At 46.9% G+C, this 15,937-nt stretch carries 14 protein-coding genes and 1 pseudogene; 6 read left to right on the forward strand and 9 right to left on the reverse strand.

Annotated features, from left to right (window positions below; all coding sequences use genetic code 11):
* The first annotated feature begins 104 nt into the window (after positions 1 to 104).
* Together GA003_10110 and GA003_10115 are read left to right on the forward strand one after the other, a co-directional pair.
* The gene (locus tag GA003_10110; GenBank protein ID QXD30279.1) at positions 105 to 1,262 is read left to right on the forward strand and encodes a beta-lactamase family protein; all 1,158 of its coding nucleotides are present in this window, start codon (positions 105 to 107) and stop codon (positions 1,260 to 1,262) included.
* A 133-nt stretch (positions 1,263 to 1,395) separates the two neighbouring features.
* Positions 1,396 to 2,874 carry a sodium/solute symporter gene (locus GA003_10115; protein ID QXD30280.1) on the forward strand — a complete coding sequence of 493 codons (1,479 nt, stop codon included), beginning with the start codon at positions 1,396 to 1,398 and terminating at the stop codon, positions 2,872 to 2,874.
* A gap of 65 nt (positions 2,875 to 2,939) precedes the next feature.
* Here the strand turns inward: GA003_10115 and GA003_10120 are convergent, their stop codons facing one another.
* Both GA003_10120 and GA003_10125 read right to left on the reverse strand, forming a co-directional pair.
* A complete protein-coding gene (locus tag GA003_10120; GenBank protein QXD30281.1) occupies positions 2,940 to 3,746 on the reverse strand; it encodes a hypothetical protein in 807 nt (268 codons plus the stop codon).
* Positions 3,747 to 3,874: 128 nt separating this feature from the next.
* Entirely contained in the window at positions 3,875 to 4,240 is a 366-nt protein-coding gene (locus tag GA003_10125) for a hypothetical protein (GenBank protein ID QXD30282.1), read from the reverse strand.
* A 94-nt stretch (positions 4,241 to 4,334) separates the two neighbouring features.
* On the opposite strand from GA003_10125, the gene GA003_10130 reads away from it, so the two are divergent.
* Positions 4,335 to 5,270 (forward strand): esterase family protein, encoded by a 936-nt coding sequence (locus GA003_10130; GenBank protein ID QXD30283.1) that lies wholly within the window; start codon positions 4,335 to 4,337, stop codon positions 5,268 to 5,270.
* A gap of 110 nt (positions 5,271 to 5,380) precedes the next feature.
* Complete coding sequence (locus GA003_10135; protein ID QXD30284.1) at positions 5,381 to 7,615, forward strand: NADP-dependent isocitrate dehydrogenase; 2,235 nt, start codon at positions 5,381 to 5,383, stop codon at positions 7,613 to 7,615.
* Between the two features lie 15 nt (positions 7,616 to 7,630).
* Here GA003_10135 and GA003_10140 read toward each other — a convergent pair whose 3' ends face one another.
* From GA003_10140 to GA003_10170, 7 genes and pseudogenes are all read right to left on the reverse strand, one after another.
* The gene (locus GA003_10140; GenBank protein QXD30285.1) at positions 7,631 to 7,858 is read right to left on the reverse strand and encodes a hypothetical protein; all 228 of its coding nucleotides are present in this window, start codon (positions 7,856 to 7,858) and stop codon (positions 7,631 to 7,633) included.
* 49 nt (positions 7,859 to 7,907) lie between these two features.
* Positions 7,908 to 8,552: a hypothetical protein gene (locus tag GA003_10145; protein ID QXD30286.1), complete on the reverse strand. Its 645-nt coding sequence runs from the start codon at positions 8,550 to 8,552 to the stop codon at positions 7,908 to 7,910.
* A gap of 9 nt (positions 8,553 to 8,561) precedes the next feature.
* Positions 8,562 to 9,440, reverse strand: a pseudogene (locus GA003_10150) (esterase family protein).
* 21 nt (positions 9,441 to 9,461) lie between these two features.
* Positions 9,462 to 10,211, reverse strand: a complete 750-nt coding sequence (locus GA003_10155; protein QXD30401.1) for an SMP-30/gluconolactonase/LRE family protein — start codon at positions 10,209 to 10,211, stop codon at positions 9,462 to 9,464.
* A 297-nt stretch (positions 10,212 to 10,508) separates the two neighbouring features.
* Positions 10,509 to 11,438, reverse strand: coding sequence for a glycosyltransferase (locus tag GA003_10160; GenBank protein QXD30287.1), 930 nt, complete (start codon positions 11,436 to 11,438; stop codon positions 10,509 to 10,511).
* 261 nt (positions 11,439 to 11,699) lie between these two features.
* A complete protein-coding gene (locus GA003_10165; GenBank protein QXD30288.1) occupies positions 11,700 to 13,805 on the reverse strand; it encodes a substrate-binding domain-containing protein in 2,106 nt (701 codons plus the stop codon).
* 5 nt (positions 13,806 to 13,810) lie between these two features.
* The gene (locus GA003_10170) at positions 13,811 to 15,316 is read right to left on the reverse strand and encodes a sugar ABC transporter ATP-binding protein (GenBank protein QXD30289.1); all 1,506 of its coding nucleotides are present in this window, start codon (positions 15,314 to 15,316) and stop codon (positions 13,811 to 13,813) included.
* Positions 15,317 to 15,462: 146 nt separating this feature from the next.
* Here GA003_10170 and GA003_10175 point away from each other — a divergent pair, with 146 nt between their 5' ends.
* Both GA003_10175 and GA003_10180 read left to right on the forward strand, forming a co-directional pair.
* The gene (locus GA003_10175) at positions 15,463 to 15,636 is read left to right on the forward strand and encodes a hypothetical protein (GenBank protein QXD30290.1); all 174 of its coding nucleotides are present in this window, start codon (positions 15,463 to 15,465) and stop codon (positions 15,634 to 15,636) included.
* A gap of 9 nt (positions 15,637 to 15,645) precedes the next feature.
* Complete coding sequence (locus tag GA003_10180; GenBank protein ID QXD30291.1) at positions 15,646 to 15,834, forward strand: putative zinc-binding protein; 189 nt, start codon at positions 15,646 to 15,648, stop codon at positions 15,832 to 15,834.
* Positions 15,835 to 15,937 lie beyond the last annotated feature (103 nt).

Consider the following 15,937-nt stretch of genomic DNA (forward strand, 5'->3'; position numbering starts at 1 on the left):
AGATTAGGCTTATCTATATTAATTTTCCTAGAACGAATTAAACCTTCCATGATGAGGATCCCAAGCTCATACTGAGTGTTGAATTTCTATCCTTCTCAATACCCATGAAACCACTGATTGTCGTTCTATCTCTTTCAATTGTTTCTTTATCCGTATACGCTGCTTCCCCTATCCCCTCAGGTGACTGGGAAGACCATGACCTGACGAAACATCAGAGAGAACAAATCCGAGCCGCATTCCAAAAAGGAATCGATGACAAATTTATTCCGGGAGGTTCACTGACCATCATTCACAAGGGTGAGATCATTCTGAAAGAGGGATTTGGTGTGGCTGATTTGGACAGCAAAGAGCCGTTCGATGCCAATGCACCCTGCCGAATTGCTTCGCTCACAAAACCTCACACCACGACAACGCTCGCGCTACTGGCTGAAAAAGGGAATTTGTCGTTCTCAGATCCGCTCGACAAATATATACCTGCTTTCAAGAAGCTGAAGGTACGTGGCAAAGATGGATATGCCAAACCCATCACCTTGGCTATGTGTCTTTCTCATACAGCAGGATTTGCGAGCAACAACCAACTGAAAGCGGGTAAGCTTAACCTCGATTGGAACGGAACTCTGGAAGAGGTAGTAAACGAACTGGCTACTCATGACTTGTTTTATGAACCGGCAACAGCCTACGGGTATGGTCGCCTTGGATACATGGCTGCGGCTCGAGTTGCTGAGATAGTCACTGGTAAGCCGTTTGAAGAAGTTATGGCAGATGAATTATTTTCCACCGTAGGTTCAACCGAATCCACTTTTGATTATGAGTCCAAGATTGACCAAATTCCGACTCCCTACATGAGGACTAAATCGGGGTTTACAGAACGCACCGGAGACCCCATGGGCACGGTGATAAATCCCGGCGGTAGTCTGATCGCTACTTCAGACAATGTAGCACGGATGCTCTTGCTTCATCGAAACCGCGGACACGTGGATGGAAAACAAGTCGTGTCCGAATCGATACTAAAACAGATGTATCAGTCACAACCCGGCCGAGGTAAGGCCAAATACGGTTTTGGTTTCAATATCCTGGCTCAACGTCCCGACGGCAGCACAAGCCGTATCCAACATACGGGTGCAGCGGGAACCATCGGCATCATCGACTTTGATCTCGACCTGGTAGTGATTGCCCTCACTCAACTTCCTCAGGCTCAAACCAACAAATGGCGAGGTCCTATGCTGAAGACTATTTTTGATACGTTTCAGGGTCTGGAGTAATGAGCGCTTTGAGTTAAAATCGGCGATGCCTTAGAATCTTTCGCGATCGGCAGCAAGCTGCCTTCCTACATTTCTTAAAAATTGGATTGTAGGAGAGGAGCTTGCTCCCGAATGATATGTTCCTAGCACTCCCATGGCTTCTCTAACACTTCCCGACATCCTTATAGTTCTGGCCTACTTTGCAGCCGTGCTGTTTGTGGGCATCCGCTTCGGTCGAAAAGACGAGAGCATGGAAGGCTATGTAGCCGGAGATAGAAATGTTCCTTGGCTGGCAGTATTAGGATCGCTGGTGGCAACCGAAATAAGCGCTGCTACCTTTCTAGGAACACCAGGCGTGGGTTACTCAAGCAATCTTGGTTATTTACAAATTACCATCGGCTCCCTCCTCGCTCGCTTCGCTATTGCATTCGTTTTCCTGAGCGCGTTTTACAAGGCTCGCTACCTTTCCATCTATCAATACCTGAAAAACCGTTTTGGTGGGAGAAGCCATTACTCCTCCGCTGTCTTTTTTCTCCTCTCCAGAGTATTGGCATCGGCCGTACGACTCATGATCGCATCAACGGGTCTACACATCATACTGGGAGTTCCCTTTGTGTGGGCAATGATTGGCTTTGCGCTGCTCTGTCTTGTCTACGCCGGCATTGGCGGTATCCGCGCTGTCATCTGGACGGATTGCATTCAAGCTTTGGTCTTCCTCGTCGCCGGAGTCGTCATGCTTTTTGTATTACAAAACCTCGTCGGCTGGGGAACCATTCTGGAAGTAGGAGGAGATACAGGGCGACTTGAAGTCTTTCAATGGACAGCTACGGACGGCCTTCTGAAGGATAGTAACTGGTTTGTCCTGGCCCTGGCTTTTGGATTTGTAAGTACCCTTGCTTCCCTCGGAACCGACCATGACTTTACACAACGTCTCCTAACTTGTAAAAAAGTTGAAGACTCGCGGCGTAGCATCATCCTAAGTGGCTTTGTTGCCCTACCCGTTGCGAGCCTGTTCCTGATGATCGGTGTAGGCCTTTTTGTATATTACAATCAAGTAGCTACCGGCGTAGCACTTCCGCTTGGCGAAACAGGCGAGGTTGCTTCGGACAAAGTGTTTCCCCATTTCATTTCAACAGTGCTACCTGCTGGCCTGCGAGGATTTCTGCTCTGTGGTGTCTTAGCAGCAGCCATGTCGAGTCTGGATAGCGCGATGGCAGCACTCAGCTCTTCAATCGTTGTAGATCTCTATGGTCCCTTTCTCAAAGATCCAACAGACACAAAGAAACAAGTCTGGATTGCTCGTATATTCATGGCGATTGTCGCCATAGTCCTCGTTACTTTTGCCTGGGGCATTCGGAATAGTGATGAATTCCTCTGGCTGGCTTTCAAAATTTCCGGAATTACCTACAGCGGCCTTCTCGGTATATTTTTGGTGGGGCTTCTTAGCAATCGCGGCGATGACCGTTGGAATTTGGTGGCCATGATTTCAGGCAGCGCATGCACGGCTATACTCCTGTTATTGTCGGAGAATGGCCATCTTGAATTAGCCTGGCAGTATCCCATGCTATTTGGCGTGGCCCTCACTTATCTGTTAGGAATTATCCCACGAGGCGAAGGAATTCAGTCCATTTAGCATTCGTACTTCTGTAGTCTCTTTCATCTCTAGCGGTTACGTAGCTCAGTTCAAACCCACTAAGACTATCTCCGATTACTTAGGTCGTCTTTCTCCATGTCTTCCCGCATGCGCTCACACATGAGGTCTAGATTTTCATCATCCAAAATGCGAAGATGATTATCCGTCTTTACCAGAACATAATCTACTTGATTCTCAACAAACTTATCCCACCGCATTAATTCACTCTGACCTTTGCGCGTGAAAAGAAACTGTCGGACGGTAAACACCGTCAACCTGAGAGGCACAGATTTCGGCTTATAATTATAGTGGTAGGGATCGCTAAACAGGAAAGCAAGGCCACTGTCTAACATGGCTGCGAAATCCCCGCCTTTTTGGTTATACCCATCCCAGAGTCCCAGGCGCCACAAAATATGATGTTGGCAAAAACTCTTTATGAAAAAGCGTAAGAAGTTAAACTTGTAGGACGTAAACATTTCCCCAAACCATTCTAAGCGACCAGAAAAAGGTGGAGGTTCTTTTGACTCCTCAATCCGATTCCTTGAATCAAACATGAATACCCGGTGGACCTGACCATCTAAGCTGTGGAGTTGGGCAGCAACTTCATAGGCCAAGACTCCAGCGAACGAAAATCCGCCCAAGGTGTAAGAACCTACTGGTTGGACTTTCTTGATCTCCTGAACGCAATGATTCGCCAGCTCTTCCATAGTCTTCAAGGGTTCGACGCCGTTCTCTGGAACCGGAAGCTCAAGGCCATAACAAGGCCTGGCTACATCTAAGCGTTTACTCATTTCAGCGTGAACCATGGCTGTCCTGGAAATACCCGGAATAAAGAATATGGGATCTCCATCCTCTTCGCTATTTAAACGCATTAAATAGTTCTTTTCCGATACAGAGTCGCACAAGTGTTTTGCGAGCAAAGCCACAGTCGGATACTTAAATACGGAAGCAACCTGCAGCTTCTCATTTAGGACCTTAAAAACACTGTAGCATAAACGCACTACCAATAAAGAGTTGCCTCCCAAGTGAAAAAATTGTCGTAAATACTCACTCTTTTTACTTTGAGCAGCTCTTCAAATATCTGTGCCAAACGTTCTTCAATAGGCGACCTAGGAGCCACATAATTTTGCTGAGTATCCTCTTCAATTAGTTCAAGTTTGGGAAGCTTTGCCCGATCCAACTTCCCATTCACTGTAAGTGGAATCTCATCTAGAAAAACGAAGGATCTTGGAACCATTGCTTGCGGTAGATTTTCGGAAAGAAATGCACTAAGTTGACTGCGAGTAAGATCACCTTCCTTAACGATGTAAGCGATCAACCATTTTCCTTCGACTGGATCATCCATGCCGAGAACGCGACAGTTCATCTCCTATGGATGATTCTCGATACTACTTTCAACTTCTTTGGGCTCTATTCTGATTCCTCGAATTTAAGCCCTCCATTCGTTCTTTTCGAATCCTATGGATTTAAAACGACCCCTAATCAGAATCTTCTCCCTTCTAATTTTGTGCATCGCCAGCAGCCAGGCACAGCAGCCTCACATCGAACGAACTTACCCTTTGGGACCTGATTCACATCGAAAAACCGACGTTCCAAGGGGAAAAGTCACTGAATACATCTGGAATAGCTCAGACGTTTTCCCAGGAACTATTCGTCGCTATTATATTTACGTCCCCACTCAGTACCAGCCTGGGATACCGGCTGCTCTGATGGTATTTCAGGACGGACATACCTACATCAGGGAAGACGGAGACTTTCGTGTACCTACCGTCTTCGACAATTTAATTCACCAAGGAGACATGCCGGTAACCATTGGTGTGTTTGTAGACCCTGGTCATTTGACTCCAGAATTGCCTCCTCAACCAGGCTGGAGACCGAGGCCCGACAACCGAAGCTTTGAGTATGATTCCCTCAGTGATAACTACGCTCGGTTTCTGTTGGAAGAAATCCTGCCAGAAGTAAGGAAGAAATATAATATTACCTACGATCCAGAAGGTCGGGCCATATGCGGCATCAGTAGTGGAGGTATTTGTGCCTGGACCGTAGCCTGGGAAAGACCGAATCAGTTCAGAAAGGTGCTCAGTCATATTGGCAGCTTCACCAACATTCGTGGAGGTCACAACTACCCTGCCCTCATTCGCAAAGGCTCGGATAAAAAACCCATTCGGATATTCATGCAGGACGGCAGCAATGACCTGGATAATTCACATGGCAATTGGCCACTTGGAAACCAGCAACTTTACGCTGCGCTCAAGTTCCGGGACTACGATGTGAAATTCGTCTACGGAGAAGGAGCTCACAACGGCAACCACGGCGGCGCTATCTTGCCAGAATCATTGCGATGGCTCTGGCGCGATTACAAACCCAACCCACAGCCTCAGGCAGAATCGCCTTAGCCTCAGATTTGGCACTCACTCAAGTATTGACGGAGCTAAGGAAGCCTTTAGGTCTTAACGACTTCGCATTCCTTAAGAATAGGAAATCGACCGATTATTGATAACGAAACATGTCAGCCGAAACACCTAAAATCATTTACACAATCACGGATGAGGCACCTGCCTTGGCCACTCACTCATTGCTTCCAATCGTTGAGGCCTATGCAGCACCAGCAGGTGTCACAATTGAAACGCGTGATATTTCATTGGCTGGTCGAATAATAGCAAATTTCCCAGATAAGCTTACCGACGAGCAAAAGCAAGGCGACCACTTAAGCGAATTGGGCGAGCTTGCGAAGACACCCGAGGCCAATATCATAAAACTTCCCAATATCAGCGCCAGTATCCCTCAACTGACTGCCGCCATCAAAGAACTAAAGGATCACGGTTATGATTTGCCCGACTATCCTGAAGATCCACAAAACGACGAGGAGCAGTCCATCAAGACTCGTTATGCAAAGGTGCTTGGTAGTGCGGTAAATCCTGTCCTCCGCGAAGGGAATTCCGATCGCCGCGCTCCTGGCTCAGTAAAACAATATGCTAAAAACAATCCCCACTCGATGGGCGCATGGTCAGCAGACTCTAAGTCGCACGTATCCAGCATGGGAGGCGGAGATTTTTACGGTTCTGAAAAATCTACCACCATTAGCGAGGCAACCGATTTCCGCATTGAATTTCATTCTGAATCTGGATCGGTCACAAGCTTGAAGTCCTCTGCTCCACTACAAGCAGGAGAGGTCATTGATTCGTCCGTTATGAGCGGATCTGCCTTACGCAGTTTTCTAGAAGAACAAATTGAGGATGCGAAATCCCAGGACGTTCTGCTCTCCTTACACATGAAGGCAACTATGATGAAGGTCTCCGATCCGATCATTTTTGGCCACGCGGTATCCGCCTTCTACAAAGATGTTTTTGAAAAACATGCTGCAGTGTTTGAAGAGCTGGGAATCGACCCAAGCAACGGATTTGGAGACGTCGAAAACAAAATTGCTTCTCTTCCAGAAGATCACCGCAGTGAGATTGAAGCAGACATCAAGGACTGTTACGCCACTCGCCCTGGAATGGCCATGGTGAATTCCGATAAAGGCATCACCAACCTCCATGTGCCAAGTGACATCATTATTGATGCATCCATGCCTGCTGCGATTCGCGCATCAGGACAGATGTGGGGACCAGATGGAAACCAGAAGGATACGAAGTACGTAATCCCTGATCGTTCTTATGCCGGTGTCTACAAAGCGACAGTAGATTTTTGCAAACAACACGGTGCATTCGATCCAACGACTATGGGTACGGTTCCCAACGTTGGCCTCATGGCTCAAAAAGCCGAAGAGTATGGATCACATGACAAAACTTTCCAAGCCTCGGAAAGTGGAACCATTCGCGTCGTCGATAGCAACGATCAGCTACTTCTTGAGCAAGCCGTTCAAAAAGATGACATCTTCCGCATGTGCCAGACCAAGGATGCTCCGATTCAGGATTGGGTAAAATTGGCGGTTAACCGGGCACGGGCAACAGGCTCACCGGCCATTTTCTGGCTCGACGAAAATCGCGGGCACGATGCAGAGATCATTAAAAAGGTAAACGCGTACCTCCCTAACCACGACACCGATGGACTCGACATTCGTATCCTGCCTCCGATTGAAGCTACGCAAGTTTCTCTTGAGCGCATCAAAAACGGCGAAGACACCATCTCTGTCACAGGCAACGTGCTTCGTGACTACCTGACAGACCTGTTTCCTATTCTTGAGGTGGGAACCAGCGCAAAGATGCTCTCTATCGTACCACTCATGAATGGTGGCGGTCTCTTTGAAACAGGAGCCGGTGGATCCGCTCCCAAACACGTTCAACAGTTCAATCAGGAAGGTCACCTTCGCTGGGATTCTTTAGGAGAATTCTTAGCTCTGGCCGTATCCTTGGAACATTTGTCCGATAGTTTCGACAATCCCAAAGCCAAGCTTCTTGGCAGCACACTCGACCAGGCAACCGGCAAGTTTTTGCTCAACAACAAAGCTCCTTCTCGTAAAGTGAACGAGCTGGATAATCGAGGCAGCCATTTCTACCTGGCACTGTATTGGGCAGAGGCATTAGCCACACAATCTGAAGATGCAGAGCTCGCGGCTTTGTTTGCGCCTTTTGCTCAGGAATTAGCTGAGAAAGAGCAAACGATCGTGGCAGAACTGAATGGCGCCCAAGGTGATCCCGTAGACATTGGTGGTTATTACCAGCCAGTTGTCGCTCAAGCGTCCGCTGCTATGCGTCCAAGCTCTACGTTCAATGAAGCACTTGCTGGACTGGGAAGCTAAATAGCTTCTTGAGGACTAACCCTTGTAACTGGCTTTCTTAACACGCTCCTTCGCATCCTCACCGGTGATGAATGTGGATTCACCTGTGAGCATAGAAGTGGACTTAAAAACAGGATCACTTTTACGCGGACCGCTGCTTCTTGTTTTAGGCTGAGCCTGCACATGCTTGTAGCGTGCTTCGCGAGCCTCACGCTTTGCTTTCCGTTCTTGAACCTTTTTGATAAACTCGGGATCTAAAGCCATAATTAAGAGCATGTGAAATTAATTTCAGGAAGCAATCCTTAGAAACGATTTATTGTACTTCGTACTGAACAATGGAGTTGTAATCCCACAAAACAATACGCGCTGGATTCGCTTCGTAAAGTTCCGCAGATAAAGCATGCGGAAAGAAATTTTTATTCACCGCAAGTATGTCGGTGGCATGCTCACTGAGAAAGGAAGATATCGCAGTGGAGCAATAGAGCGGCTTGGCTTCCGTTTTATAGGGAGCACGCCTTTCTCCCATCTGAGGCCTAAGCAAATTGATGAGCCGTTTCGATTGCTCGGGTTGAATATCGAATTCGAATATCTCCACCTTGGAAGTTGGGAGATGATCACGAAAGGCCAGGTAATCAGGAATCGAAGGAATAGGATCTATCACCAGGTCATTTCGACGCATAGCAACAACCGGATACTCTGGCTTCCCATAGCCGCCGGCAGGATCCCAAAAAACAGTGCCATGCTGCGGTGAATTAACTCTCAACACTGTGTGCGCACACATGGTTTTATCATACATGATAAACACATAGAGTTTATCCAAAGGAGCATCCTGCAATGAGGATAGTGGAATAGCTTTTCCTTGCCAGTCACTTGGCAAGTTTGGCGCAGGCTTATGCATGCAGCCAGAGAGTAACAAAACCAAGCTGAAGCTCAGAAAGAAGAAAAGAGAGTATCTCATGTTTATTTGTTAAGGACTGCCTTCAGCATGATCGCGCCACAACCAACGGAGCGAGTGCGGCAAGTAAGGGCCAAACTCCATAGGATTATGCCCCTCAACCCCCAGACAGCTTTGACGTCATAGTTCTTATTTTTGAGCGCCGACACCATCTGCTGATTCGCTAAAAACCAATCCCCATACTGGTTATTCAAATCATTCGCACCATCTTGAATAAAAACCCGGATCGGCTTATCAGGAGTAGATCGTATCAGAGCAGGATACTGATGCCCCCAGAATATTAAAAAAGGTGCCATGCCCACTCAGAACTTTTAGAAAATAATCGGGACGCATCCAAGCCGCCGTAAATGCACAAATAGCTCCAGAGCTGGTGCCACAAATGGCGCGGTATTCCGGATTTTCAGTCAGATTATAATCCTTAGCTACTTCCGGAATAATTTCTTCAATTAAGAAACGGGAATAAGCATCTGTAACCGCATCGTATTCTCTGCTTCGATTTGCACGATCCGGCTTCTCACCTGCTCCAGTCACCTTAGACCCAGGATCTATCAAGATCGCGATGGTAACCGGTATATTTCCCTTATGGATTAGATTATCGAAAACTACAGGAATACGAAACCAGTTCTTTTCGTCTGCGTACTTCGTACCGTCTTGAAACATCATCAAGGCAGCAGGCTTAGTTGCATCGTATTGTTCCGGCACATACACAAGGTATTCACGAAATGTTCCGCGAAAAACCTTACTTTCATCCCATGTATATTTTGTAACAGTCCCCTGAGGAACTCCAGGCTGACGCTGGGAATCCGGGCACAACAAATCTTCAGGACTTGGCGCAGCAAATAGTTTGGAAATGAATAAAGAAAGAAAAACGAGACCTGAGAGAGCGCGCATAAGTTGACTAAAAGAATCCACTTAGTTTCCTAATGACACTTCATAAACTTTCCCAGCCAACATATCTGGGAGCAATAGCCGATTATTTTCTTCTTCCAAATAAAAGTCGGCAGCAGATTGAAACCCATCCTGCAACACCTCTACAGAACTTCCGTCCTCTGAAATTTTCCATACTTTAGCCTGGGACCAGCTGGAAGCATAGTAATTTCCATGACTATCTTGCTCAACGGCATCTGCTCCCCGCAAATCACTAGTTAGGATATTCAAATTATCACCGTCTTTCACAAGAAAATGTCCCTGAAAAAATGCACCGACCAACAGCTGTCCGTCCTTACCAACACCTACTCCATTAGGGTTAGTCATTTTTGAATTCGGTTTGATAACTTCGGTGACATCACCCTCCAAAGTTATGTGATACACTCGCCCTATCATTGGCATCGCCTTCCCCTCTGCACTATCTAATGGCCAAAGCCCATCTGGACCACGCATCTTAGTATTTGCCCCCATATCTGTTACATAGACGCCTTTTCCATCCCCGTCTACGGCAACATCATTGAGATAGCTGGGTGGATGCGGAAAATCTTCAGGGCCTGCCAAGACAGATACCTGACCTTCTGCATCTACCTTCACCACTCGTTGCAAATCGGAAGCAACAAGAAAACCATCTACATAGGCTATTCCCTTAGGCTCACTAAGACCTTTTGCAAAGACCGATACGCCCTCACCTTGAATTACCTTAATGACACCGTCGCCATCCTCTCGGCCATTCATAACTGTAACAAAGTAGTTGTCGCCAAAGCCTTTGGTGATGCTCTCAGGCCGCTCACCTACGTCTACTGGGAATTTCACACTGGGTCCTTCAGACTCAGAGGAGCAGCCAATATAGAAGGCTAAGACTGTAGCTGATAATAGAAGGGTTAAACTGCGAACAAACATTGAAGGTATAGTCATAATATCAGAGGTGTTTAATCACTCTCAATTAAGGAGTGAAGAGCTCGCCTGTCGAGGAAAAATCTTAAGAAGAGAAAAATCGCACAAGATAACCAGTCAGTAAACGGGAGGACTGATTCAACTTCCTTCTTTCAACTTTTTAAGTACCGCTTGATCAATCTCCTTCTCATCTAGCATGACAGGTATATGAGCCTCTTTCTGCAAAGGCATTATAACGCCCAAATGATGAGAGGTAAGTCGACCATAGCGAATTCGTTTCTCCTGATCATAATAACGTAGCAGAAAAAATAAAGATGTCTTAACTGCGTAAACGAACCCTTTTATACGGGAATCAGGTTGGGTATGCCCATAAGGCGTATAACGTTTCGCCAACGTCCTCTCGTACCGTCCCCACTGAAAACGTTGCTTGCATATTTCTTTCAGGTTGGGCCGCAGCCTGACAAAAATGGACGTGTCTGGTTGGTAATGAAGAGTGTGTCCTAATAATTGCAGACGATAACAAAAGTCTGCATCTTCGCAGACTCGAAAAGCGGTATCAAATCCACCTGCTTTTTCAAACAAGTGCTTCCGGATGGCCATCACTCCCGTTCCGGTGAATGGTAGGTAGCCGGCAAAAAGAAGATCCATCACTCCAAACTCTAGTGCCTTTACGATATGGGAAGAGTTAAGTTTTTTGTCGTCGATACCACAGCCAACCCAACCGTGCCTTTCAACTCCCTCTGCCATTTTCGAAATATGATGGTCGGGTATTTCATCGTCTGCATCGCAAAAGACGATGATCTCAGAAGAGCAGCCCTTCACCCCCATATTCCTTGCATAACCTGCACCAGGCATTTCTTCAGCTTTCAAGATTTTGTATGGTGGCAGCTCACCTGCAAAATCATGAATCATCTGACATGAATTATCGCTACTACGATTATCCACAAAGATAACTTCCCACGACAACTGAATGTCCTGCTTAGAGTAGCAGAGCAAAAGTTGTTTTAAAGTGTCTTCTGCGTTATAAAACGGCGTAACAACACTTACAGCAGGTTTCTCCTCCGGCATTATTAGATTTGTAGGTTAATAGAGAGATATAAGAACTAGTCAGCGCAGACTATGCTAAATGGCCGTGATAGCTCACCATTGCTCATTAATTCGACTCTCATCATTTACAGAATGTTCATAAAAATAGTGCTCACAAGGGATAAAAATGTCTTTCGGAAGCACCTCACCAGCCAGGTATTTCATAAAAGCATCTACAGTGCCAGTTGCCATGCGCGCAGGAAATTGCTGAGGGGTGTCCAGTAGTTTCTTTTCAAATACGGCCTACTTACCTGCAGGAGATCCATCAAAACCAACCACCGTAATCTGCTCCAACTTATTCGCTTTTTCAATGGCCGCATACGCACCTAAGGCAGACGGATCATTTATAGCAAACAAACCCACGATATCGGGATGCGCTTGCAACACATCAGTAGCGACAGAATAACCGTCACTACGATTCCCCTTTGCATTTAGTTCAGTCACAATGCGCAAACGACTGTTGTTCTCTTTCAGGTAGTCACGAAAGCCTTGTACCCGATAGATGCACGATGAAGCTTCGGGAAAACTAAGAATGGCGATATCGCCGCGATCACCTGTCGCCTTCATCATGCTTTCACCTGCGAGTAAGCCTCCCTGATAATTATCGCTTCCGATGTGAGATATCAGTTTCGAGTTAGCCTCTGGCTCGGTCACCTGAACATCAAAGGTAAAAACCGGAATCCCAACATCCCAGGCACTCTTCACCCCTTCCGATACCGCCATTGAGTCGGTGGGATTAATAAAGATGGCGTCAAATCCCTGTGCAGCAAAATCGGCTAATTGATTGTTCTGCTTTGCAGGATCCAATTCACCACTCAATGCAACAAAGTCATACCCCTGCTCAGCAGCCGCCGCTTCCATCTTGTCAGCGATGAGTTTAAAAAACGGATTCGTCAGATCCATACAGGTCATACCGATTTTGCCTTTACCACCAGAGCCACGGTTCTGAGCCGAGACAAATAAGGCGCCCATAAAGACTGTAACTACAATCGTCGCCCATCCCCAAACTGGAACCCGCTGCATTAAAGACTTCTGCCCGACCTTCGGTTCCGAAGCTCGCAACTTATCAATAAGGACAGCAGCCAGAATGACTCCACCCAGCACAACCTGTTGCGTATAGCTTTCGACGCCCAACAGGTTCATTCCATTCTGAAGAACTGAAATAATAAATGCACCAATGAGCGTTCCAAATATCCTGCCCTTGCCACCTGAGAGGCTGGTCCCTCCGACCACGACTGCAGCAATCACATACAGCTCATACATGACACCTAGGTTGGGAGTGCCTGTGTTAAGTTGGGAAGCTTGAATACAACCACCAAGACCAGCAACCATTCCACTGGCAACATACACAAGAATAAGTATCAATCGGATGGGTACTCCCGATAGTCTGGCAGATTCTTCATTACCTCCCACAGCATATATATACCGACCATACCGGGTTTTACTCATAAAGATATGAGCGCTAATATAGAGTACCAGTAAAAGAATTACCGTATTCGGAATCCCCAGCATCGTCCCCCTGCCCAGCCAGGTTAAACCTTCGGGCACTTGATAGACAGAAAAGCCACCGGTTATCATAAACGCCAACCCTCTTGCCATCATCATCACTCCCAAGGTCGTGATAAAAGGCGCGACCTTAAAACGATGTACAAGATAGCCGCCAAATCCTCCTACCAACCCACAGCAAAGAATACCAATTAAGAAACCAAATGGAATGGTCCACGCCGCCGCCTCAAGCCCGCCCAAGCCTTGCATAATCACAGTAGCCACCACGGCGGAGAGAGCGATTAAACTGCCAACCGACAAGTCGATACCACCCGTTATAATCACCATGGTCATCCCAATGGCTATCACGGCTATGACCACGATTCGATCCACAATCGCCAATAGGTTGGAGCGTTTTAGAAAATCAGGCCACCAATAGGATTCAGGGGTTATGACGCGCGCATCAGCAAATTCCGGATAGTAATCTCCAAGAGAACTCACAATGGTCCACTTAAGTAAATCCCCAGTAGTGGCCACTGCCTCGATCCGACGACCTGAAGATTTCTGCGTTTCCACCCACTCCCTAAAATCTTTTGGCAATCCCACAATACTTTCCACTTGAGTATAGCCCGCCTCTATTAGTTGCGAGGATAGACGTGCGGCAAAATCTGAAGATCCTTGGTTCTGAGCTCCCACCACCACGATGCCCGCATCTTTTTCCAGGTCAGTTAGAATGGTGTCAAAGGCTTCCGTGACTGCAGCCGCACCCGCAGGTGTTTGCTTCTTCAGAGTTAAGACACTGAAAAAAGCACAAAGCCCTATGAGCACCCAAAAAATCCCGTAATTGTCCAACAGTTTTTTCATACGCTTTAGTTTATAGCATGCTTCATTATCTCTTCCTGGCTAGCTTCGCCCACATCTGTAATCTCTCCTTGAATACGTCCGTTTCGCATCACGATGACCCGATCACTCATCCCGAGAATTTCGAGAAGCTCACTACTGATCATGATAATCGCCTTTCCTGCAAACGCCAAGCGATTTATCAACTGATAGATCTCGTATTTCGCTCCCACATCAATCCCTCGAGTCGGTTCATCAAAGATAAGAATATCCGCGTTTCGCTCTAACCATTTGGCCAAAACCACTTTCTGTTGATTTCCGCCTGACAAGTGGCCCGCATCCTGGTCAGGACTTGATACTTTGATCTGAATATCATCCTTAAAAACCTGAAATTGTTTTCTCTCTGTTTCTTCATCGAGAAACCATTTCCCGGAATAGCCCTTCAAGTTTGGCAGTCCAAAGTTCTCAACGACTGAGTGAATCAAAACCAGGCCTTGGTTTTTGCGATCCTCCGTTAACAAGCAAATGCCTTTGGCAATCGCTTCTCGCGGTGATTGAATTTCCACTTCCTCTCCGTGAAGCATGATCTTCCCACCGTCCTTTTCATCCGCCCCAAAAATCAGCCGCATCGTTTCTGTCCGTCCCGCACCCACCAATCCTGCAAATCCTAAAATCTCTCCTTTGCGAAGATGGAAGCTAACATCTTGCACGATAGAACCCCGACTGAGCCCTTCCACTCGAAGACATTCTTCACCAGGCTGACTTTGCCTCGGCGGGAATTCCGATTCCAGAGATCGCCCTACCATAGATTCAATCAAACCTTGTCGATCCACTTCGGCCACCTGTTTGGTACTCACATTTTGACCATCCCGTAACACCATCACTCGGTCACCGATCTCAAAAACTTCCTCCAGTCGATGACTGATATAAATAATCCCTATCCCCTGCTTCTTCAGGTCCTTGATAATTTCAAACAGCCGATCCACCTCCTGCCGAGTAAGCGTGGCCGAAGGTTCATCCATCACCAGGATTTTGGCTTCCACGGAAAGCGCTTTGGCAATCTCCACCAATTGTTGCTCCGCAATAGAAAGATCTCCGCAAGGAATGTCGGGATCGATAGGAAGACCTAAACGCTCAAATAGCTGCGTGACCCCTTCCATCTCGGATCTCTCATCGATAAAGAAGCCATTCATCTTTTCACGGCCCAGAAATATGTTTTCACGCACACTCAGGTCCGGAATCAAATTGAATTCCTGATAGATGATGGAGATGCCCAATGCTTGAGATTCGACCGGTGACTGAATGGTGACCCGTGAATCGTTCATAGTGAGCGTTCCATCATCAGCCTCATGGGCTCCTCCCAGAATTTTAATCAAGGTGCTTTTTCCGGCACCGTTCTCCCCTACCAAAGCCAGCACCTCGCCCTCCTGAAGCTCCAAAGAGACATTATCCAATGCTCGTACACCGGGAAACGACTTAGAAACACCATCCACAGACAATAATTGGGGACGAACTGGAGTAGAGAGATCAGCCATAGAAGAATCTGTTACTAAAGCGATTAGGCAGGACTTGGGACAAGCCCATAAATGACCGAACTCCAATATATCTCTTTAAAATCGCAAAAGAGTTGGCAGAACAATCGATTGCTACTAGCTCCTTTAACCTGTCTCCACACCACACTATGTCTAACGCCGAACAATCCAATCCCTCTCTCCCATGTACTGCCGTTTTAGCCTGCGCAGGAACAGGCAATAATGGAGAGCTAGGAGATAAGCTGGCACGTCGCCTCCAGAAAGAGGGGTTGGCCGAAATTTACAGTATCGCACAAATCCGCGCCAAAATCTCGGCGTCTTAACGACTCGCGATGACCCCTAAAGTATTAGTCATCGATGGTTGTCACTCAGGTTGCGCCAGCGAATGCCTAAAAGACATGGGTTATTCGGGCTTTGATGTCTGGGATATTCGAGAACACATCGATCTGGATGATCGAGATTACACTGAGGAAGATCTCGAAGAAGCCCTGGAGCAGGTTAAGAAACGCTTGGGGGTCTAAATTATTAATTAGATTTTGTAGGAACCACAAAAGACACAAGAATCACAAAAAGGTAATTAAGATAATCTCGGGTTCACGAGGGTAATCTTTCTAAAATAACTGC

This window comes from Opitutia bacterium ISCC 52 (assembly GCA_014529675.2).
Classification (GTDB): domain Bacteria; phylum Verrucomicrobiota; class Verrucomicrobiia; order Opitutales; family UBA2995; genus UBA2995.